The sequence below is a fragment of the Glutamicibacter sp. NPDC090743 genome (genome assembly GCF_044769125.1).
Lineage (GTDB): Bacteria > Actinomycetota > Actinomycetes > Actinomycetales > Micrococcaceae > Glutamicibacter.
In genome coordinates this window covers 20,076-40,747 of sequence record NZ_JBIVXE010000001.1, presented here as the reverse complement: position 1 = coordinate 40,747, position 20,672 = coordinate 20,076, and the positions used below count along the sequence as shown (strand labels likewise).

Genomic DNA, 20,672 nt, shown 5'->3' with positions numbered 1-20,672 from the left:
GGGGTTTCCTTGAAGCTGGGGATTAGGCGTTAGCCAGAGCCTTTTCCGAGTTCTTGCCCTTGAATATCAGCGCATCAAGCGAGATGCGGCCTGGGCCCGTCAAGAGCAGTGCCAGCGCGCCGGCAGCCAGTGCCAGGACAAGCTCGAAGCCGCCATTTTCCACGAACACGCCACCTGAGGCATGAACCATGAACAGGGCGGCAATCATCTGCAGGCCCAGCAGGCCAGCGAAGACGCGGGTCAGCAGGCCAAGGATGATCGCGGCGCCGCCGGCGATCTCCAGGGTTGCCGCCACTGGAGCAATCAAACCGGCAGCAGGAACGCCCATCTGGCCAAAGGCCGCAGTGGTGCCCTCGATGGTGAACTGGAAGTACTTCTGCCAGCCATGGGCCAGGAAGAGGAAGCCGAAGGCCAAGCGAAGCAGGGTACGCGCAGCGGTCTGCAGACCCGGGTTGTTTTCCAGAGCGGACATATTTTAACTCCTAGGGATTGGGGCACGGGAAGATCCCGTGTTGCTACTGCTCCAACCCTACAAGGGGATAAGTTGAACCTTCAAGCATATGAAGGTTCTTGTCCCGTTAGCTTCGTCACGAAAAAACCGTGCTGCCCGCAACCAGTTTCATCTGGTCGTGGACAGCACGGTTTTCCGCTGGCTTGGCGGTACGGCTCAGAGAACCTTGGACAAGAAGTCCTGGGTACGCGCCTGCTGCGGGTTGCCGAACAGCTGTTCGGGCGCACCCTGCTCGCAGACAACACCATCAGCCATGAAGACCACGCGGTCAGCGACTTCGCGCGCAAAGCCCATCTCGTGGGTCACCAGAACCATGGTCATGCCGGTGTCGGCCAGCTCCTTGATAACCTGCAGCACCTCGCCGACCATCTCCGGGTCAAGAGCGCTGGTAGCCTCGTCGAAGAGCATGATGCCCGGGGCCATGGCAAGCGCGCGGGCGATGGCCACACGCTGCTTCTGGCCGCCAGAGAGCGAGGCGGGACGGGCGTTGGCCTTCTCGCGCAAGCCCACGCGTTCCAGCAGCTCAAGTGCGCGCTCCCGGCCTTCCGCCTTGCTCATCTTCTTGAGCTCGACCGGCGCCAGCATGATGTTCTCTGCCACGCTCATATGCGGGAACAGGTTGAAGTGCTGGAACACCATGCCTACATGGCGGCGCACCTCATTGATGTCCACCTTGGGGTCGGTGACATCAAAGCCATCGACAACCACCTTGCCCGAGGTAATGTCCTCAAGCTTGTTCAGGCAACGCAGCAAGGTGGACTTGCCGGACCCCGAAGGGCCGATCACGCACACCACTTCGCCTTCGCGGACATCCATGTCGATGCCCTTGAGGACATTGTTGGAGCCAAAGGACTTATGCAAGTCCTTGACCTGGATCTTCACGTTGGAGCTTTGCTCGGTTACGGTGCTCACTTGTTGAACCTCCGATCGGCATAATTTGCCAATTTGGTCAGCGCCATAATGGCAATGAAGTAGATAATGCCCACGATCAGCAGCGTCTCAGTGACACGGAAGTTCGCCGCGTAGATCTGCTGGCCCTGGTAGAGCAGCTCGGTGAAGCCGATAGCCAGCAGCAACGAGGAGTCCTTCAGGCTGATGATCAACTGGTTGATCAGTGACGGGGTCATCATCTTGAAAGCCTGCGGGATCACGACCTTCTGCATCGACTTGCCATAGCCCAGGCCCAGCGAACGGGATGCTTCAAGCTGCCCTGGATCCACCGACTGGATACCGCCGCGAACGATTTCGGCGACATAGGCACCGGCGTTCAGCGACAGCGTCAGCACGCCTGCGGTCCAGACGCTGATCTCCCAGCCGGTCAGCTGCGGCAGGCCGAAGTAGAACATGAAGGCCCAGAGCAGCAACGGGGTGCCGCGGAAGATGTTCACGAAGGTCGTGGCGATGCCGCGCAGCACGATGTTCCCGGAGATCTTCATGAAGCCGAAGACCAGGCCCAATGCCATGGCAATGGCGAAGGAAATCGCGGTCACCAGCAGGGTGTGCCACAGACCGGTCATCAATGCGGGAATGGACTTGACCAGCAGGTCGAAGAAGTTGCTTGGCGCCGCTGCGGTCGGGTCGGCAAGGTAGGAGTCCAGGATCTGCTGGTACTCGCCGTTGGCCTTCAGCTCGGCCAAGCCGTCGTTGAACGCTGCCAGCAGCGCGGTGTTCTCGCCCTTGTTCACGGCGAAGCCATAGGAACCGCCCGGGACCTTGTCGGTGACGGTCTTCAGGCCATTGCCCTGGGCAATGCCGTAGGCCAGCACCGGGTAGTCGTCGAAGACGGCAACTGCAGAACCGGCCTTGACCGATTCGTACATGGTGGCCGACTGGTCCAAGGACTTGACCTCGAAGCCGTATTCCTCGGCGATGGACTTTGCATAGCTTTCGCCCTCGGCGCCGGTCTTGGCGACAACGGTCTTGCCTTCCAAGTCCTCGTAACCGGTGATCTCGTCATTGCCGGCAGCGACAGCCATCTGCACGCCGGACTCGAAGTACGGCTCGGAGAAGTCGTAGATCTCCTTGCGCTCGTCGGTAATCGACATGCCGGCGATCACGCCATCCACCTGGTTGGAGGAAAGGGCGGCCAAAGCGGCGTTGAAGCCCAGGGACCTGATCTCGACTTCAAAACCCTGGTCTTCGGCAATGGCGCGCAGAAGATCCATGTCGATACCGGTCAGTTCGCCGTTCTGGCGGAACTCGAAGGGCGCGAAAGTCGTATCCGTGCCGATGACGTAGGTCTGGCCCTCGACGCTTTCACTGCCTTGGGCCACGGCCGAGGGTGCCCCGACGACCAGGGCCATCAAACCGATGGCAGCCGCGGCTATCCATCGGGCCAGGCGCCCTGTGGGGGCAGCTGTTCTTTTCTTTTCCACTGATGTATCGCTTTCTCGTACTGAAGGGCGAATGGCCCAAGGTGCAGATGATACGTTCTGCCTGCAAGCCTAGGACTTATAAAGCCTAGCCGGTACCCCGCGACTCGCCTGCACTTGCATCGTTATCGGTTTGAAACCGCTGTTCTGTCCGCGCTGAGCATAGCTGCACCGGCATAGCACGGTAGTGGGATTGAATAGGGGTATGACTCCAGAATCGTTGACCGCCAATGCACCGCGTGCCGCAAAGCTGCCCACCACCCGCAGCTTCCACGGCGATGACTTCATCGACAACTACGAGTGGCTGCGGGAGAAAGCCAACCCGGATGTCATCGCGCATCTGACCGCAGAAAACGAGTACACCGACACCATTACCGCTAGCCAGCAGCCGCTGCGCGATGCCTTGTTCAGCGATATCAAGGCACGCACCGTTGAAACCGACTTGTCGGTTCCAGTGCGCCGCCGCGGCTGGTGGTACTTCACCCGTTCGGCCGAAGGCAAGCCCTACACCATCCAGTGCCGCGTCAAGGCATCGGACACCGGGGACCTTGTTGCCGACTGGACTCCCCCGGTCATCGACGCGGAAACTGCATTGCCTGCCGAAGAGGTGCTGCTTGATGGCAACGCCTTAGCCGAAGGGCAGCCGTTCTTCTCGCTCGGCGGCATGGCGTTGAATGAAGCAGGCAACTTGCTTGCCTACTGTGTCGATAATGCGGGCGATGAGCGATTCACCCTTTTCATCAAGGACCTGAACACCGGCCTGCTGCTGAGCGACACCATTGAAGGAGTGTTCTACGGCCTGGCCTTCTCCCCCGATTCTTCAACTGTCTTCTACACGGTGGTTGACGAAACCTGGCGGCCACACCAGATTCGTGCTCACCTGCTGGGGACCCTCCCAACGCAGGACAAGATCATTTTCGAGGAAAATGATCCTGGCATGTGGCTCGGCTTCGATCTGAGCCCGGACCGCAACACCCTGATGATCTCCAGCGGCAACTCCGAATACGCCGAAACCAGCATGCTGGATCTGGCCGATCCTTCGGCTGCCGTGACCTTGCTGGTGCCGCGCTCCTTGCGCCTGCTGCACGGAATCGACCTGATGCCGGGCGCCGACCAGGCCTTGATCACCCACGACCACCAGGCACCGAACAACATGGTGTCGCTGGCATCCCTGGACCAGCTGGGCGAAAACGCCGACCCGGCGCACTGGCAGACCGTGGTGGCCCACGAGGACACGGTCAAGATCGAAGGCACCGCGCTGACCGGTTCGCACGTGGTGCTCTCGGTGCGCCGAGATACCTGCGAGCGCGTGCAGCTGATCGCCTTGGACGGATTGGGCACCAAAGCCCAGCAGCCGGCCATTGAACCGGATTTCGATGATGAGCTGTTCACTGCCTCGGCGACCTTTGCCGAGCTGGATGCTCCGTTGATCCGCATCGGCTACACCGCAGACTTCACCCCGGCCCGCGTATACGACCTGTGGCTCCAGAACCAGTCGCTGGTGCTGCGCAAGCAGACCCCGGTGAACAACTTCGATCCTGCCAAGTACCTGTCCACCCGCGAGTGGGCCACCGCGGCCGATGGCGCCAAGATCCCCTTGACCATCATGCGCCGTGCCGACCTGGATACCTCGGTTCCCCAGCCGGTGCTGATCTACGGCTACGGTTCCTACGAGGCCTCCATGGATCCTGGTTTCGGCATCCCTCGCTTGAGCGTGCTGGATCGCGGAGTGGTCTTTGTCATTGCCCACGTGCGCGGCGGCGGCGAGCTGGGCCGCAACTGGTACCTGCAGGGCAAGAAGCTGCACAAGAAGAACACCTTCACCGACTTCATTGATTCCACACAGTACCTGCTCGATTCCGGGTGGGCCGATCCGCAGCGCATCGCCGCCCTGGGCGGTTCGGCCGGCGGACTGCTGATGGGCGCTGTCGCGAACATGGCTCCGCAGCTGTATACCGCGATCATCGCCCAGGTGCCGTTCGTCGATGCCTTGACCTCCATCCTGGATCCAGAGCTTCCGCTCTCGGCACTGGAATGGGAAGAATGGGGCAACCCGATCGAGAGCAAGGAGGTCTACGACTACATGAAGTCCTACACTCCCTACGAAAACGTCACAGCACAGGATTACCCGAAGATCGCGGCGGTCACCTCGCTCAATGACACCCGTGTACTGTATGTGGAGCCAGCCAAATGGGTGGCCAAGCTGCGGGAAGTCGGTACCGGACAGGCCCCGATTGTGCTGAAGACCGAAATGGATGGCGGTCACGGCGGCGCTTCGGGACGTTACGAGTCCTGGAAGGCCCGCGCGTGGGACTACGCCTTCGCCTTGGACGCCCTGGGATGCACCGACGAAATCTAAGTAGCAAAGGAACGGCGGCCATGCACCACATCAAGATCAGCGACTACCGCAATGACCCTGCGATTCGCCGCTTGCTGGTGCTGGCCGCCGAACCTGCCAACGAGCAGGCGCTCGAAGCGCTGCTCGATGAATGCGAAGGCCTTGAGGTGCTTTCCATCGCCACTGCCGCGGGCGATATTGCGGCACTGGCCGCCTACCGGCACAGCGGCAAATACGCGGTGTGCGTTGAATACCTGGCCGTGGAAACATCCCACCAGGGCCGGGGGCTGGGCTCGAGGCTGCTCGCTGAGCTGCGCGACTGCCATGAGAAGAACGTTTGGGCCACCACTGCAGAGGATGCGGTGGGTTTTTACCGCTCGCTGGGTTGCGTTGTTTCGCAGTCTTCTGCCGACCCGCGCTGGCCGGATGCCCGGCGGTACCTGTGCACCTTGCCCTTCTACCCGCTGCTCACCGGCCAGCCAGATGAAGATCCGGAATACGAGGCCGTGGGTGGAGAGCTGATGCGCGGCCTCATAGAGATTGCCGAGCCATCGAAGCAATGGGCCAGGGACTTCCACCGCCTGCACCATCGAATCGCCAGTGTCCTGGGGGCCACCGCGTTGGCCATTGAACACACCGGCTCGACATCCGTTCCGGACCTGCCCGCCAAGCCGATCATCGACATCGTCTTGCTGGTCCCCGACGCGGATCAGGAAGCGTCCTACGTTCCGGCGCTGGAATCCAGCGGCATGCTTCTTTGGCACCGTGAACCTGGCTGGTATGGCCACCGCATGCTCAAGCCCGCTGCCGGTTCGCGGCTCCCCGAGGCCAATATCCATGTCTTCAGTGCAGGAAGCCCCGAGTATCTGCGGCTCGTGCTTTTCCGCGAGCATCTGAAACACCATGAAGCCGACCGTTTGGCATACGCCGCGGTAAAGCGGGAAGCCGCCCGCGCACTGGCTGCAAGCGACGGCGAGAACGGCCTGGTCATGGACTACAACCGGATCAAGGAACCTTTCATCCTTGACGTCCATCAAGGGATATTCACTGCCTGAATCCGCTGCGCTTCATCGCTGAAACAGTACCGCCAATACGGTCGCATAACTTGACTTAGCTCACATAATGTTATTACCTAATGATCGTTCGGTAAATAATTCGGCGAAGGAAGACGATGAGCGAAACACAGGTAGAGAATACGGTCCCACACGCCATTCTCCACAATGACTACGCGACCCAGTGGATGGGAATCGAAGTCGTCGAGGTCTCCGATGGGCACGCAGTCATCACGATGACGCTGCGCCAGGAAATGCTCAACGGCTTTGGTATTGGCCACGGTGGCATGATCTTCGCTTTAGCAGACACGGCATTTGCGTTGACCTGCAATCCGCAGGAGGGCTCCGATGAGACCATCACGGTCGCTTCGGGCGCTGACGTCAACTTCCTCAAGCCAGCAATACCCGGACGAGTGCTGACCGCCACCGGCAACCGAGTCTCGCAGCAAGGACGCAGCGGGATCTATGACATCACGGTGACCCAGCCAGCGGCCGACGGCTCAATTGAAACCGTGGCGCAGTTCCGCGGACGTTCGCGCACGGTCCCAAAGCCTCAAAGCCGCTAAGCACCCAGCCCACTCCACACGAAAGTTTCAGCATGTCTCAGAACACCGACCGCGACAGCCTTCCGAATCCGCTTGATCCAGAAGAGACCATGAGCCGCGAGCAGATCGAAGCGATCCAGCTGACCCGCCTGAAGGAAACGCTGCACCATGCTTATAACAACGTTCCGTACTACAAGGCGAAGTACGATGCCGCTGGGGTGCACCCGGATGATCTGAAAGAACTGGCCGATCTGGCCAAGTTCCCGTTCACCGACAAAGAAGACCTGCGCAAGAACTACCCCTTCGGCATGTGCGCGGTACCGCAGCATGAGATCGCCCGCATCCATGCCTCCTCTGGCACCACCGGGCAGCCGACCGTGGTCGGCTACACCAAGCAGGACTTGGAAGACTGGGCCAAGCTCGGTGCCCGCTGCCTGCGCATGGCCGGCGTGAAGCCAGGCTGGAAGGTGCACAACGCCTACGGCTACGGCCTGTTCACCGGCGGCCTCGGTGCCCACGCGGCAGCTGAATACCTCGGTGCCACCGTCATTCCGATGTCCGGCGGACAGACCGATAAGCAGATTTCCCTGATCCAGGACTTCGAGCCGGATGCTATCTTGTGCACCCCGACCTACCTGCTGACCATTGGCGATGCCATGCAGCGCAAGGGCCTGGACCCTCGTGCCACCTCGCTGAAGGTTGCCGTGCTCGGCGCGGAACCGTGGACCGAGGAAATGCGCCACGAGCTGGAAGAGATGTTCAACATCACCGCTTGCGATATCTACGGCCTGTCCGAAGTCATGGGCCCTGGCGTGGCTGGTGAGAACGGCGAACGCAAGGACGGCAGCCACATCTGGGAAGACCACTTCCGCCCAGAAATCATTGACGCCTTCGACGAGACCAAGGTGCTGCCGGACGGCGAACACGGCGAGCTGGTCTTCACCTCGCTGACCAAGCAGGCACTGCCAATCATCCGCTACCGCACCCATGATCTGACCCGCCTGATGCCAGGTACCTCCCGCCCAGGTCACCGTCGCATGGGCCGGATCACCGGACGCAGCGATGACATGATCATCCTGCGCGGGGTGAACCTGTTCCCAAGCCAGATCGAGGAATTGATCCTGAAGGTGCCATCGCTTTCGCCGCACTTCCAGCTCATCCTTTCCCGTCCAGACCGCATGGACCAGCTGGCAGTGAAGGTGGAGCGCCGCATGGATGCCTCATCCGGGGACGCCGCCAACGGGGCCAAGGAGCTGGCCAAGCTGATCAAGATCCACGTCGGTTCTTCCTGCGCCATCGACGTGGTCGAGCCAGAATCCTTGGAGCGTTCCATGGGCAAGCTCAAGCGCATCTTTGATCTGCGCAACAGCTAACCCAGTGAGCACATGGGATAATCGATAAATCATGGAAACTACCGATATTGTGAACCGTCCGGCCAAGCGTGGCCGCCCCGGGTACGATCAGGAAACCGTATTGCGCATTGCCGTAGAGGCATTCAACGAATACGGCTACGACGCGACCTCCATGGGCAAGCTCGCTGACCGGCTGGGTATCAGCAAGTCCGCGATTTACCACCACGTCCCTTCCAAAGAGGACCTGCTGCGTCTGGCGTTGGATGAAGCGCTCATTCCCCTGGAAGCGGTGATCGCCGAGGTCCGCTCCCATGAGGGCAGCGCCGATGAGCGTTTGGAATTCTTCTTGCGCGCTACCTTCCGGATCCTGTTGGCCAAGCGTTCCTACGTGACACTGCTGCTGCGCTTGCGCGGCAACACCGAACTGGAACGCCAAGCTCTTCAGCGCCGACGGGCGATGGACCGCCAGCTCGCTGAGCTGGTCACCGCAGCCCAATCCGACGGCAAGCTGCGCGCGGACTTGGAACCGCGGGCCACGGCCAGGTTGCTGTTCGGCCTGATCAACTCTGTAGTGGATTGGTACCGCGCTGACGGTCCGATCAACGGACCAGAATTGGAAGACCAAGCCATTTCATTGCTCTTCAACGGATTGCACACCACAGCGGCTTAATCGCTGGATTGCATCTTGCGCTGGCTCCCACCTGATCGGTGGGAGCCAGCGTCGTTTAAGCGTGCCACAGGGCAAGCGGCAATGTGGCGTATGCCTCCTTGTAATCTTGTCTTCCTCACAGAAATCGCCGTTAGCATCGAAGGGGTGCTTTAGCACCAGTCATTCTCGATCAACCAAGTGAAGAGCGCTGTGGATTCCCTCTTAGAAACCCTTTTCATGGCTACCGCCGAAAGCAGTAGTTCCTATGTCCAGATCTTGCTCTCTGCGGCAAGCATGCTGCTAGTTTTCATTTCTGCAGTACTGCTGGCGCACCGCAATGACCTGGGCTGGTGGACCTTGATCCTGGGCGCCTTCACCGGCCCCGTCATCACCTCGCTGCAGTACGACCTGATGGGCCTGCTCTACGCCGTGCCGCTGCTGTTGATCGCTGTCTTCGGCCTGTGGCGCTTCTCGCTGTTCAAGCTCAACGGCAAATTCACCCGCATAGTCACCAGCACCCCGGTAACCATTTGGTCAGCGGTCGGCCTGCTCATGGGCTTGATCCTGCTCGTTGCCCTGCGCTTCGGCCCGTTCCTCTTCAACGGCGGCTTCATGAGCGCAACCCCTGAAATCTGGGTCCTCTACTTCGCTGATGCAGCCATCTTCGCCTCTTTCGTGATGATCGCTCGCGGCGTGCGCACCGGCTGGCTGGTCTTGGCTCTGGCCGCCATTGCCGATCTGGTGATCTACTTCCTGATCTCCCCAATGCTGGGCATGATGGGCCTGTTCGTATTCATCGCTCTGGGAGCTGTGTATGGCTTCTTCCTGTGGCGCGGCCTTCCTGCCCAGGCTGCCGAGCCGGTGCAGGTCGAGCTGGACGAGGAAGAGCTGGCCTTGCAAAAAGCCAAGCAGGCAACCTTGGACAAGCTGAATGCCAAAACCGAAAAGTAGCTAGAATGATCCCGCCCCAGTGTAAACTGGGGCGGGATCATTTTTTTGTGGCTAATTGCGCCAGCTGTCGTTCAGGTTCAGGGAACCGTCCGCATTCACGGTCGCGATGCGGTTGGCCCCTGATTCCCACGTGGCATTGCCGCTCTGGTCGTACTTGACGTACTTGTATTCGAACTGCGTTCCTGCCGGAAGGTCCACCGTTCCGCTCCAGCTCGGGTAGCTGGCAGCTGATAGCTGTGGCGCCTTGGCCGGATCCCAGCTGCCTAGTTCCGGCTGGTTGCCGACGATGCGGATGTTCTGCCCCATGACGGTTTGGGCGGTGACCGCGACGCTGACATCAGTGGTGTCCTCGACCGGATCCGGCGTTCCTGATCCGCCATCGGATACGGCACCGATGTGCAGGGCCATGGCACCGTAGGCAGGCAGTGTCGCGGTGAACTTGCCGTCGGCGCCCACAGTGATGGTCTTCGAGCAATCGCCTCCGGACACCACATCACAATAGGTGCCACCGGCCAGCGAGCTGGTGTATTCGCGGGTGGTTGCCGCCGAGGTGTTGTTGATGGCTACGAAGCCCTTATTGCCGCGGCCGTATGCGATCTGGTTGCCGCCATCGTCCCACCAATTGCTGACAGCCGCGTCGCCGACGGCGTTGTTGAAGCCCACCATTCCGGTGATTTCATCTTGCCGCTGTTCGCAGGTCCAGGCGGAGGAGTCGCAGTCGGCATTGGGTACCGATGCGTCACTGGCGTCCGGAGCGCCTGCTTCCTTGTCGGTGAACGCGAATCCGGAATACACGGTGGGTGACCCGTAGGGCCAGGACAGCATGAAAACATTGGCCAGCAGGTACTTGGCGCCCCACTTGTAGTTCATGGATTCGCCGTTGCGTTCGGTGTCGTGGTTGGTGACAAAAACCCCGGCCCGGTCACTGGTGAGCTTGCCGTCGCCGATGAAGCGCAAGTTGGCGATTTGCGCGTCGAAATCATGCTTGAGCTGTCGCGAGTAGTCGAATTCGTGGGAGTCGCCGCTGCCCAAATATTCGCTTTCCTGGATTGGCTCTCCCGAGGCGCCGATGACTTCGTGCACCCAGTAGGCACCGGAGTTCTTCATCTTTGATTTGATGGCTTCCAGGTCTGTTGCCGGGATGTGCTTCGAGGCATCGATGCGGAAGCCGGAGACGCCGAGCGAAACGAGATCATCCAGGTAGTCGGCGATGTTTTGCTGGACGTAGCTGCTGGAGGTTTTCAGATCCTGCAAGCCCACGAGGCGGCAGTGCTGCACTTGCCAGCGGTCGGCATAGTTGGTGATGTTGGTGCGGCAATCGTTGAAGTCCTGGGCCGAATACTCTGGGAAGTTGTCATCGGAGAAAGCCGAGCCTGCGGTTCCAGTACCGGTCTGCCCGGCTCCGGTCATGTGATTGACCACGGCGTCTGCGATCACTTTCACGCCTGCGTCGTTGCAACTTTTGACCATGGCGGAGAATTCCTCGCGGTTGCCCAGTTTCGAGTCCACCTTGTAGCTCACCGGCTGGTACGAGGTCCACCATGCAGTGCCGCGCAGGTGCTCAGCTGGAGGCGAGACCTGGACGTAGCCATATCCTGCTGGGGCGATGCTGGACTCGCATTCCTGGGCTACCGAATTCCAGTTCCATTGGAACAGGTTGAGGATGACATCCTTGCCGTCGTTGGATGGGGTGGCGGCTTGGGCGGGTGCTGCGAACAACGGTGCGGCGAGCAGGGCGAGCGAGGCGCCGAGTGCTGCCACCGGCTTCACCGTCCTGGCTCCGTGCTGGCGTTGTGTTGATTTGGCGCGTGATGGCAAAAGTTCCACAGAAAAACTCCTTTGTTGTGATGATCGGGCTGCGATAGCTCGACGCGACAGCGTCGGGATCGCTCAACCACACGTTCCCCATCAACGCGTGACCTGCGACACAACTGTAAGCGTTTTCTTAGCTCTCTCCAATAAGTAAATTTCTGTAAATACATTAAACCCGCGAAACTGTCCGCGTAAATTGCCCTAAAATTTTTTCACTCCACGTCAAATCTTGCCAAAATTGGAAACGCTTTCATAGATATCCGGCAAAGCTGTCCTGGCTCCGAGCACGCAAAAGGGTGGATGCCGTGGTTGACGGCATCCACCCTTGCTGAAGTTGCGTTTTAGCCTTCGAAGTTGGCGTAGGTGAGGTTTTCTTTCTCCACCAAGGTCAAGACATCGTAGGTCGCGACAATCTCATCATTCTGGTTGTGCAAGATCGCATCCCATGCGACCTCGCCATATTCATCGGTGACTCGCGGCGTGATTTTCTTGGCCGTCAGGGTCACGCGGATTGAATCTCCGGCAGCCACCGGGGTGATGAAGCGCAGGGATTCCAATCCGTAGTTGGCTAACACTGGCCCCGGCGCTGGCTCTACGAAGAGGCCGGCAGCCCACGACACGAGCAGGTACCCGTGGGCGACGATTCCCGGGAAGAACGGGTTCGCTTCGGCTGCCTTTGCATCGGTGTGGGCGTAGAAGGTGTCGCCAGTTTTCTTGGCGAATTCGCTGATCTCTTCAAGGTTCACTACGCGCAGATCAGAGGCGAAGCCATCGCCTACTTGCAGCTCGGCCAGCGACTTGCGGAACGGGTGCGTGTATTGCTCCTGGCCGCCGAACTTTTCGCATCCGGCCAGGCGCTGTTCAGCACCGGCATGCCACACGCCGCTGAGCGCAGTGAGCATATTCGGCGAGCCCTGAACGGCAGTGCGCTGCATATGGTGCTTCACTGATCGGATTCCGCCTAGCTCCTCGCCGCCGCCGGCGCGCCCTGGGCCACCATGGACCAGGTGTGGCACTGGTGAACCGTGACCGGTCGTTGATCGCGCGGTTTCCCGGTTCAGGATGTGCACGCGGCCATGGTGGGCGGCGATTCCCAGGGCCAGTGAACGCACGGTGTCGGTGTCATTGCTGCACACGGTGGCTACCAGCGACCCTGCACCCATGGCGGCCAGCCGCACGGCTTCGTCAAGATTGTCGTAGCCGATGACGGAGCTGACCGGTCCGAACGCCTCGCGGGAGTGCACAAGCGGGTTGCGGGCATCGGCCCATCGCAGAACCACCGGAGACATGAAGGCACCGAATTCGGCCACGGCGTCGCGTTCTGGCGCCACGCGTACGGCTGGGGCATCCAGGCGGCCAAAGGCCAGCTCGCCACCAGCGTCAATCATGTCCTGCACTGCAGCACGCACATCAGCCAGCTGTTCCAGGGAAGCCAAGGCACCCATGGTCACGCCCTCGACGCGGGGGTCGCCAATGACAACACGCTGCTCGATTCGCTGGCCGATGGCGGCAATGACCGGTTCTACCAGATGGGAAGGCACGATATTGCGGCGGATCGCGGTGCATTTCTGGCCGGCCTTGGAGGTCATCTCGGTGACGACGACCTTGACGAAGGCCTCGAATTCCGCTGTTCCCTCCTCTGCATCAGGGCCGAGGATGGCCGCGTTCAGGGAGTCGGTTTCTGCTGCGAAGCGCACTCCCCCGTCGATGACATTTGGATGGGACTTCAGCTTGCTGGCCGTGGCGGCCGAGCCGGTGAAGGCGAACATGTCACGGTAGTCGAGGTGGTCCATCAGGTCGCGGGCTGATCCCGAGAGAAGCTGCAGGGACCCTTCGGGAAGGATGCCTGATTCCAGCATCATCCTCACGGCTGCCTCGGTGAGGTACCCCGTTGGAGTCGCTGGCTTGACGATGGTGGGAACACCAGCGATAAACGCCGGGGCAAACTTTTCGAGCATGCCCCATACCGGGAAGTTGAACGCGTTGACCTGCACCACGACACCACTCATTGCGGTGTAGATATGCGTGCCGATAAAAGAGCCGTCCTTGCTCAGCGGTTCCGTTGGCCCGTCCAGGATGACATTGCTATTGGGAAGTTCACGGCGGCCCTTGGATGAGAATGTGAACAGAACACCGATTCCGCCATCGATATCCACCATGGAATCGATTTTGGTGGCCCCGGTCTTGAAGGAAATCTCGTAAAGGTCTTTGCGTCGCTCGTTCAGATACAGCGCGAGTTCCTTGAGCTTGAGTGCGCGCTCATGCAAGGAGAGCTTGGCCAGCTCCTGATGCCCGGTGCCACGGCCATAGTCCACCGCCGCTGCAACATCCAGCTTGTCATTGGTGACAGTGGCTAGAAGTTCTCCGGTGTTGGCGTCGCGGACTTCTGTTCCGCACTCGGACTGCGGGGTCCGCCATTCTCCGGCGATAAAGCTGGGTACCACTCTGATCTGTTTTGTCGACATCGACATAATTCCTTTCTGAACGGTCGGTCAGTATTAACCTTAACCTTATCAGCAAGAGCGTGACCGGGAACACCTCAAATTGTTGTTCGCGAGAATTCTCCACCCCGCCCGCTACTCAGGAATTCCGTGCGAGATCACTCAGGTGATCGAGACCCTCCTCGCTCATGCCCTGGGACAGCAGATAGGAGCGGACCGTACCAAGCCATGCACAGAATTCCGACAGGGCCGTGGCTCTTTCTTGAATGATTTCCCGCAGCTCTTCTTCACCCCGATAGCTCTCGTAGGGATGCTTTCGCGGCGAGACACGATGCCATTCATTGATACCCCGCACCGCCAGCTCATCATGGACGAGAATCTGATCCCGGGAACCTGCGAGATCCAGCAGCATGGTGGCAATCAAGCCGGAGCGGTCGCGGCCTGCCGAACAGTGGATCACGGTTGATCCTTGGGAGTTCGCCAAATTCTCGAAGACTGCACGCAGTTGGTCGCCGAATTCTTCGCACACCAACCTGTACATGGCGGTGTGATTCATATATGGCACGGCAATCGATTCGAACCTCGGATTGCCGGGCGTCTCCAGCGGCAGGTTCACCAGTTCAATGCCGGAGAACGCTGCCTGGGGTACGGCGGGGTCATGCTCCCGCCGGCGGATCTCGTTGGGGTTGCGCAGGTCCACGACCTTGCTGACTCCGCCCTCGTGCATTTGCTGCCAGCCCCGGGCACTAAGCCACTCGTGGCGACCCATTCGATAAAAGGCTCCGCAAATATGCCGCGCATTCACGGATCCTTCCCATTCCAGATCTCCGCTTTGCTTTTGATAGTTCAGGCCCTGGCTCATTTACCCATTGCAACATATTGATTCTCTGTTGTAGAGTTCTACTCATTGGCAACTGCCAATCAGTCTATTGAAGGAGGGGTAACGATGATTGCTTACCGCAGTTCCCGGTCATTGATCTCTTTTTCTAAGGACTTATCCCCATGCATTTTCCTGCTGGAGAACCAACCACCAGCTCACAGGTAACCTCGTCCAACTTCGCTGACGCAGATACCAAACTCAAATTCCGCAGGCACAAGCCCGTATGGAACGAATCATCCTCGGATGAGCCACCGGCTGGCCAGCGCTACTCCACCTGGCCGTTTATCGAAAAGGGCATGCGCGGGCCGCAACCATACCCGCTATGGCTGATTGAGGACGCCGGTGCCGTAGACACCGAATTAGGCATCCTCAAAACCGGCAAAGAAGGCGACGTCTTCCTGTTGGAACGAGCAACACAGGAGCGCTCAAGCTTACTGGCCGCCAAACGCTATCGCTCCCGCGACCACCTTCAATTCAGCCGTTCGCAAGCTTATAGCGATGGCAGGTCTGCCCGGCGCTCGCGCGATAATCGAGCCATCAGCAACAATTCCGCCTACGGCCGGGACATCGCCGCTTTGCAGTGGGCCAACGCGGAATGGACCTACCTCTTGCGCTGTTACGAAGCCGGCATTTCGGTGCCGTATCCGGTACAGATTGACGGCACCGAAATCCTCATGGAATTCATTGCCGACCCGGACAATTCGCTGGCGGCAGCACCCCGCCTGCAACAGCTTGCGCGCTTTGATCCACGGCTTCCCGCACTATGGGATCAACTCACTGACGCCCTTGAGAAGTTCGCTGGATTGGGCATTGCCCATGGCGACCTGTCCGCCTACAACCTCCTGGTTTCTGGCGAGCGCCTAGTGGTCATCGATGTTCCGCAGTGCGTGGATTTGGCGGGCAATCCGCAAGGCATGGACTTCTTGCACCGCGACTGCGTCAATTTGTGCGAGTGGTTTGATTCCAAGGGACTGTCACATGATCCAGATGAGCTCTTTGCTTCACTGCTAGGACATCTCTTCTAGGATCCAGAGGGACAATGGCCTCCGCCAGTCATTCCTGACCGGCGGAGGCCATTGTCGCTGAAGGTTATATGGCGGGTTTCCTACCAGCTGTAGAAGCCTTGGCCGCTCTTGCGCCCCAGCTTGCCCTCGGCCACCATATCCCTGAGGATCTGCGGTGGAGCAAACCGGTCACCCAAGGTCTCATGGAGGTATTCTGCGATTCCCAGGCGCACATCCAAGCCGACAATGTCGGTGGTTTTCAGCGGTCCGGTCGGGTGCTTGTAACCCAGGACCATGGCATTATCGATGTCTTCGGCGCTGGCTACGCCTTCTTCCACCATGCGCATGGCTTCCAGGGCGATTGCCACGCCCAGGCGCGAAGAAGCGAAGCCCGGAGCGTCATTGACCACCACGGCGGTCTTCCCCAGCGCCTGTACCCAGCTGCGCGATGCATCAACTAGGTTCTTATCAGTCTGCTCGCCGATGACCACCTCGATGAGCGTCGAGGCGGGCACCGGGTTGAAGAAATGAAGCCCGAGGAACTTGCCGGGCCGAGCCAGTTCCTTAGCCAGCCCGCTGACCGACAGGGAGGACGTATTCGAGGCCAGCACGGCCTCGGCGTCCAGCACCTGCTCCACAGCCTGCAGCGAGGAGACCTTCAAATCCCAGATTTCCGGAACTGCCTCGATCACCAATTGAGCGGTGGCGAATTGCTCGTAGTCCGTGCTCACCGAGAAACGCTGCATGAGCTCATCTTTGGATTCGCACACGACGCCGCGCGCGATGGACTTGTCGACGGACTCGGCGACCCTCTCATAGGCAGCCTGCGCAGAGGCCTCATCGCGCTCAACGACAACCACCGTGCTGCCGCTGGTCAGCAGGGCGTGGGCGATTCCCGCGCCCATGCGGCCGCCGCCGAGTACTCCGCTGTACTTAGGCAGCTGGCCCATCACAATTTCATTGGTTGCACTCATGGTTACTTCTTCTTTCGATCAAGGAATGCCTGCATGCGTTCAAACTTGGCTTGGGATTCGAACAGCATCCCCTGGGCCAAAGTGTCGATGACCGGATGGGCTTCACGCGGAGCGTGGAATACCGACTTGGTGATCCGCACAGCCAAGGGATCCTGGGCCGCAATGCGATCAGCCAGCGCCTCAGCCGCCGCATCCAGTTCGTTGGCCGGATGCATTTCCGTGATCAGTCCTGTTTCCAGGCACTGCCGGCCGGTGAGCACCTTGCCAGTCAGGAGGATCTCCTTGGCCATCGGTTCACCCACCAGCTCCTTGAGCCTCCAGGTCGCGCCGGCCGCGGCGATGATGCCGAGGTTGGTTTCGGGATTGCCCATGCGCAGCTCTTCGGTGCCGATGCGGAAGTCCGCGGCGTAGGCCAGTTCTGCTCCCCCGCCCAAAGCAAATCCGTCAAGGGCGGCGATCACGGGCATCGGCAGCTTGGCGACGCGATCGAAGATCCCAGAGTTGATCCCGGCGAGTGCATCATCGCGGCGGCGTTCTCGCAGCTGCGAAATGTCGGCACCGGAAGCAAAGATCCCCTTGCTCCCCTTGGGATTCGCGGCGCTGGGCGCTTGGCTGGCAGTGCCGGCTAAGATCAGGATTTTGGGATTCCTTTCCAGGTAATCGCAGACGGCATGCAGTTCGTCGACCATCGCCTGGTCGATCGCATTGCGCACCTCGGGCCGGTGGAGCCGGACCCATAGTCGATCATCGGTTTCGCTGACCTTGAGGGTCTGGAATTCGCTAGCGAGGCTTTCCACTCTAGGCTCCTTCCAGCAAGATGGCCGAGCCTTGACCCACGCCGACGCACATGGTGGCGACCGCCAGCTTGCGCTGCGCTGAGACCAGTTCGCGTTCCATGCGGCCCAGCAGGGTGATCACAATGCGTGAACCGCTGGATCCCAGCGGATGGCCCAATGCGATGGCTCCCCCGTCGCGGTTCACGATCTGCGGATCCACGCCGAGCTCGCGCATGCTGGCCAGCGACTGGCTGGCGAAGGCTTCATTGATCTCCATGGCGCCGATCTGCTCGATGCCCAGCCCGGCACGTTCCAGCACCTTGCGGGTGGCTGGAACTGGGCCCATGCCCATGATTTCCGGCTCCAGGCCGGCGGCCTGGCCATCGACGATGCGGGCGCGCGGGGTCAGCCCGTACTTCTTCAGGGCGCGTTCGGAAACCACCAGGATGGCCGAGGCGCCGTCGTTCAGCGTGGAGGCGTTGCCGGCGGTAACTACGCTGCCGCCCTTGACGACCGGGCGCAGTCCGGACAGCACGTCCATAGTGGTGCCGGGGCGCGGGCCTTCATCGGTGTCCACGATGCTCTCGCCCTTGCGGTGCTTGACGGTCACCGGGACGATTTCATCGACGAAGCGGCCAGCTTCAATGGCGGCGATGGCCTTTTCGTGGGACTGCACGGCGAACTGGTCGCAGTCCTCGCGGGAGATGTTGTACACGCGGGCGACTTCCTCAGCGGTCTCCGGCATGGAGAAGGTGGCCTTGCCATCACGCGAGTATTCGCCGGAGAGGAACTGCGGGTTGGTGAAGCGCCAGCCGATGGAGGTGTCGAAGGTTGCTCCTGGCTTGGCGAAGGCCTTGGATGGCTTTTCCATCACCCAGGGGGCGCGCGACATGGATTCGGTGCCGCCGGCGATCACGATGTCCGCAGCTCCTGCCTTGATCATATGGCTGGCCATCGTAATGGCGCTCATGCCCGAGGCGCAGAGGCGGTTGACCGTGATGCCCGGGACGGTCACGGGCAGGCCGGACAGCAGCGCAGCCATGCGGGCAACATTGCGGTTCTCTTCGCCCGCGCCGTTGGCGTTTCCGTAGATGACTTCATCAACGTCGGCCGGATCGATGCCCGCGTCTTCAATGACTCGGCGAATAGTCAGCGCTGCCAGGTCATCGGGGCGCACGGCACTGAGCGCACCTCCATAACGGCCTACCGGCGTGCGTGCTCCACCTACGAGAAATGCCTCGGTCATCTGTGCTCCTTATGCCAAAATGGTTAGTGACCCTCAACACCTAAACTTACCGACCATTCGTTCAATAATAAAGTCGCGGGTCGCCGGATTTTCACAATTGAGCATTTCAAGGCCGCCGAGACCACATGGCCGGGCCACGGGCCAACCCCCGTTCTGTCCGCAATTGCGGGCAATCAATTCCATGTCAGTGGTTGATTTTAGAAATTGATTCGAATAGCCTCTGGTATTTAACCGACTCCGGGGAACTCCCGGATCGTGGACCGCGGCCAAGGCGATGAATTCCTATCTGGCCTTAGGGCGATCGGTCGACGGAAAGCTGAAAACAACGGAGCAGCAATGCAACCGGAACATAGCCAGCCAAACGACAACTCGAATGCACATAATTTCACTCCCGACCTGGACCATGACATCGGGCCGGACATGAACACGCAAGAAGGCCGGCAAGAAGTTCGCAAGGCCACTGCGGCATCGGCCATGGGCAACATGACCGAGTGGTTCGACTACGGTGTCTATGCCGTGGCCGTCACCTACATCACCGCCCACTTCTTCCCCACCGAGGGCGGCACCTTCATGGCCTTGGCCACCTTCGCCCTCTCCTTCCTGGTCCGCCCGATTGGCGGCCTGGTCTGGGGCCCGCTGGGCGACAAGCTGGGCCGCAAGAAGATCCTGGCCTTGACCATCATCATGATGTCGCTGGCCACCTTCCTCATCGGCATCCTGCCAACCTTCGAAGCCATTGGCGTCGCCGCGCCAATCCTGCTGGTTCTGCTGCGCATGATCCAGGGCTTCTCCACCGGTGGCGAGTACGGCGGCGCGGCAACCTTCATGGCAGAGTATGCGCCGGATCGCAAACGCGGCTTCTTCGGTTCCTTCTTGGAATTCGGCACCTTGGGCGGTTTCGCCCTCGGCACCGCCGTGATGCTGGGCCTGCAGGTGGTGCTCAGCGAGGAAGCCATGATGGCTTACGGCTGGCGCATCCCATTCTTCCTCGCTTTGCCCATGGGCCTGATCGGCCTGTACCTGCGTAGCAGATTGGAGGACACGCCGGTCTTCCAGGAGATGGAAGAATCCGGCGAAGCCCAGCAGGGCGGGTCGCTCAAGGAACTGGTGTTCACCTACTGGCGCCCCATGCTGACCATGACCGGACTGGTCATCGCGCTGAACGTCGTGAACTACACGTTGCTCAGCTACATGCCGACGTACCTGGAAACCCAGTTGGGGCTGGACCCCAACGCTTCGCTGGCCACCATCCTGATCGGCGAGGTGGCCATGATGGCCGTAATTCCATTTGCGGGCTCGCTTTCGGACAAGGTCGGACGCAAGCCAATGTGGTACGCCTCAGTCATTGGCCTGTTCGTCTTGGCAATACCGATGTTCTGGCTGATGGGCAAGTCCTTCGCCTGGGCCATTGTCGGCTTCGCCGTGCTGGGTCTGCTCTACATTCCGCAGTTGGCCACGATTACCGCGACGTTCCCGGCGATGTTCCCTTCGCAGGTGCGCTTCGCAGGATTCGCGATTACCTACAACATCGCTACGGCGGTCTTCGGCGGCACCGCCGCGATGGTCAATGAAGCGGCCATCAATGCCACCGGTTTCCTGCTCTTCCCGGCCATCTACATGATGGCAGCGTGCGTGATTGGTGCGATCGCCATCAAGTTCATGCCGGAGACCGCCGGCGCGTCGCTGCGCGGCACCGCGATTCCCGATGCCTTGGACACCGGCATCCTCGCTGCGGTGCAGCGCGATGAAAACCGAACGTCCTGAGCCAT

17 protein-coding genes are annotated in these 20,672 nt (G+C 60.2%); 8 read left to right on the top strand and 9 right to left on the bottom strand.

Features of this window, described 5'->3' with window-relative positions; all coding sequences use genetic code 11:
* Positions 1-22: 22 nt before the first annotated feature.
* From ACIQTS_RS00195 to ACIQTS_RS00185, 3 genes are all read right to left on the bottom strand, one after another.
* A complete protein-coding gene (locus ACIQTS_RS00195; protein ID WP_332489071.1) occupies positions 23-472 on the bottom strand; it encodes a DoxX family protein in 450 nt (149 codons plus the stop codon).
* A gap of 195 nt (positions 473-667) precedes the next feature.
* Complete coding sequence (locus tag ACIQTS_RS00190) at positions 668-1,423, bottom strand: amino acid ABC transporter ATP-binding protein (protein WP_105656927.1); 756 nt, start codon at positions 1,421-1,423, stop codon at positions 668-670.
* Complete coding sequence (locus tag ACIQTS_RS00185; RefSeq protein ID WP_105656928.1) at positions 1,420-2,886, bottom strand: amino acid ABC transporter substrate-binding protein/permease; 1,467 nt, start codon at positions 2,884-2,886, stop codon at positions 1,420-1,422. Before ACIQTS_RS00185 ends, ACIQTS_RS00190 begins: the two co-directional genes overlap by 4 nt.
* Positions 2,887-3,088: 202 nt before the next feature.
* Here ACIQTS_RS00185 and ACIQTS_RS00180 point away from each other — a divergent pair, with 202 nt between their 5' ends.
* From ACIQTS_RS00180 to ACIQTS_RS00155, 6 genes are all read left to right on the top strand, one after another.
* Positions 3,089-5,242, top strand: a complete 2,154-nt coding sequence (locus ACIQTS_RS00180; RefSeq protein WP_402470422.1) for a S9 family peptidase — start codon at positions 3,089-3,091, stop codon at positions 5,240-5,242.
* Between the two features lie 20 nt (positions 5,243-5,262).
* Complete coding sequence (locus tag ACIQTS_RS00175; RefSeq protein ID WP_402470420.1) at positions 5,263-6,276, top strand: GNAT family N-acetyltransferase; 1,014 nt, start codon at positions 5,263-5,265, stop codon at positions 6,274-6,276.
* A gap of 116 nt (positions 6,277-6,392) precedes the next feature.
* Entirely contained in the window at positions 6,393-6,839 is a 447-nt protein-coding gene (locus ACIQTS_RS00170; protein WP_402470417.1) for a hotdog fold thioesterase, read from the top strand.
* A 32-nt stretch (positions 6,840-6,871) separates the two neighbouring features.
* The gene (locus ACIQTS_RS00165; RefSeq protein WP_402470414.1) at positions 6,872-8,191 is read left to right on the top strand and encodes a phenylacetate--CoA ligase family protein; all 1,320 of its coding nucleotides are present in this window, start codon (positions 6,872-6,874) and stop codon (positions 8,189-8,191) included.
* Between the two features lie 31 nt (positions 8,192-8,222).
* Positions 8,223-8,840, top strand: a complete 618-nt coding sequence (locus ACIQTS_RS00160) for a TetR/AcrR family transcriptional regulator (protein ID WP_013349779.1) — start codon at positions 8,223-8,225, stop codon at positions 8,838-8,840.
* A gap of 216 nt (positions 8,841-9,056) precedes the next feature.
* Positions 9,057-9,770: a nicotinamide mononucleotide transporter gene (locus ACIQTS_RS00155; RefSeq protein ID WP_402470411.1), complete on the top strand. Its 714-nt coding sequence runs from the start codon at positions 9,057-9,059 to the stop codon at positions 9,768-9,770.
* Between the two features lie 51 nt (positions 9,771-9,821).
* Here the strand turns inward: ACIQTS_RS00155 and ACIQTS_RS00150 are convergent, their stop codons facing one another.
* The 3 genes from ACIQTS_RS00150 to ACIQTS_RS00140 all read right to left on the bottom strand — a co-directional run bounded on the left by ACIQTS_RS00150 (position 9,822) and on the right by ACIQTS_RS00140 (position 14,885).
* Complete coding sequence (locus ACIQTS_RS00150; protein ID WP_402470408.1) at positions 9,822-11,597, bottom strand: carbohydrate-binding module family 20 domain-containing protein; 1,776 nt, start codon at positions 11,595-11,597, stop codon at positions 9,822-9,824.
* Between the two features lie 326 nt (positions 11,598-11,923).
* Entirely contained in the window at positions 11,924-14,047 is a 2,124-nt protein-coding gene (gene paaZ / locus ACIQTS_RS00145) for a phenylacetic acid degradation bifunctional protein PaaZ (RefSeq protein ID WP_402470406.1), read from the bottom strand.
* A 115-nt stretch (positions 14,048-14,162) separates the two neighbouring features.
* A complete protein-coding gene (locus ACIQTS_RS00140) occupies positions 14,163-14,885 on the bottom strand; it encodes a tyrosine-protein phosphatase (protein WP_402470403.1) in 723 nt (240 codons plus the stop codon).
* Between the two features lie 140 nt (positions 14,886-15,025).
* On the opposite strand from ACIQTS_RS00140, the gene ACIQTS_RS00135 reads away from it, so the two are divergent.
* Positions 15,026-15,928, top strand: a complete 903-nt coding sequence (locus ACIQTS_RS00135; RefSeq protein WP_013349784.1) for a serine protein kinase RIO — start codon at positions 15,026-15,028, stop codon at positions 15,926-15,928.
* A gap of 80 nt (positions 15,929-16,008) precedes the next feature.
* On the opposite strand, the gene ACIQTS_RS00130 is transcribed toward ACIQTS_RS00135, so the two are convergent.
* The 3 genes from ACIQTS_RS00130 to ACIQTS_RS00120 are packed head-to-tail and all read right to left on the bottom strand — an operon-like array spanning position 16,009 to position 18,903.
* Positions 16,009-16,881: a 3-hydroxyacyl-CoA dehydrogenase family protein gene (locus ACIQTS_RS00130; protein ID WP_013349785.1), complete on the bottom strand. Its 873-nt coding sequence runs from the start codon at positions 16,879-16,881 to the stop codon at positions 16,009-16,011.
* Between the two features lie 2 nt (positions 16,882-16,883).
* Positions 16,884-17,678 carry an enoyl-CoA hydratase/isomerase family protein gene (locus tag ACIQTS_RS00125; RefSeq protein WP_402470399.1) on the bottom strand — a complete coding sequence of 265 codons (795 nt, stop codon included), beginning with the start codon at positions 17,676-17,678 and terminating at the stop codon, positions 16,884-16,886.
* Position 17,679: 1 nt separating this feature from the next.
* The gene (locus tag ACIQTS_RS00120; protein WP_402470396.1) at positions 17,680-18,903 is read right to left on the bottom strand and encodes a thiolase family protein; all 1,224 of its coding nucleotides are present in this window, start codon (positions 18,901-18,903) and stop codon (positions 17,680-17,682) included.
* A gap of 336 nt (positions 18,904-19,239) precedes the next feature.
* Here ACIQTS_RS00120 and ACIQTS_RS00115 point away from each other — a divergent pair, with 336 nt between their 5' ends.
* Entirely contained in the window at positions 19,240-20,667 is a 1,428-nt protein-coding gene (locus tag ACIQTS_RS00115) for an MFS transporter (RefSeq protein ID WP_402470393.1), read from the top strand.
* Positions 20,668-20,672 lie beyond the last annotated feature (5 nt).

Excerpts from the sequence above, each read along its gene's own strand:
- paaZ (WP_402470406.1), bottom strand. The coding sequence starts at position 14,047 with ATGTCGACAAAACAGATCAGAGTGGTACCCAGCTTTATCGCCGGAGAA.
- ACIQTS_RS00115 (WP_402470393.1), top strand. The coding sequence starts at position 19,240 with ATGCAACCGGAACATAGCCAGCCAAACGACAACTCGAATGCACATAAT.
- ACIQTS_RS00155 (WP_402470411.1), top strand. The coding sequence starts at position 9,057 with ATGGCTACCGCCGAAAGCAGTAGTTCCTATGTCCAGATCTTGCTCTCT.
- ACIQTS_RS00140 (WP_402470403.1), bottom strand. The coding sequence starts at position 14,885 with ATGAGCCAGGGCCTGAACTATCAAAAGCAAAGCGGAGATCTGGAATGG.
- ACIQTS_RS00160 (WP_013349779.1), top strand. The coding sequence starts at position 8,223 with ATGGAAACTACCGATATTGTGAACCGTCCGGCCAAGCGTGGCCGCCCC.
- ACIQTS_RS00170 (WP_402470417.1), top strand. The coding sequence starts at position 6,393 with ATGAGCGAAACACAGGTAGAGAATACGGTCCCACACGCCATTCTCCAC.
- ACIQTS_RS00195 (WP_332489071.1), bottom strand. The coding sequence starts at position 472 with ATGTCCGCTCTGGAAAACAACCCGGGTCTGCAGACCGCTGCGCGTACC.
- ACIQTS_RS00130 (WP_013349785.1), bottom strand. The coding sequence starts at position 16,881 with ATGAGTGCAACCAATGAAATTGTGATGGGCCAGCTGCCTAAGTACAGC.
- ACIQTS_RS00135 (WP_013349784.1), top strand. The coding sequence starts at position 15,026 with ATGCATTTTCCTGCTGGAGAACCAACCACCAGCTCACAGGTAACCTCG.
- ACIQTS_RS00180 (WP_402470422.1), top strand. The coding sequence starts at position 3,089 with ATGACTCCAGAATCGTTGACCGCCAATGCACCGCGTGCCGCAAAGCTG.
- ACIQTS_RS00165 (WP_402470414.1), top strand. The coding sequence starts at position 6,872 with ATGTCTCAGAACACCGACCGCGACAGCCTTCCGAATCCGCTTGATCCA.
- ACIQTS_RS00120 (WP_402470396.1), bottom strand. The coding sequence starts at position 18,903 with ATGACCGAGGCATTTCTCGTAGGTGGAGCACGCACGCCGGTAGGCCGT.
- ACIQTS_RS00175 (WP_402470420.1), top strand. The coding sequence starts at position 5,263 with ATGCACCACATCAAGATCAGCGACTACCGCAATGACCCTGCGATTCGC.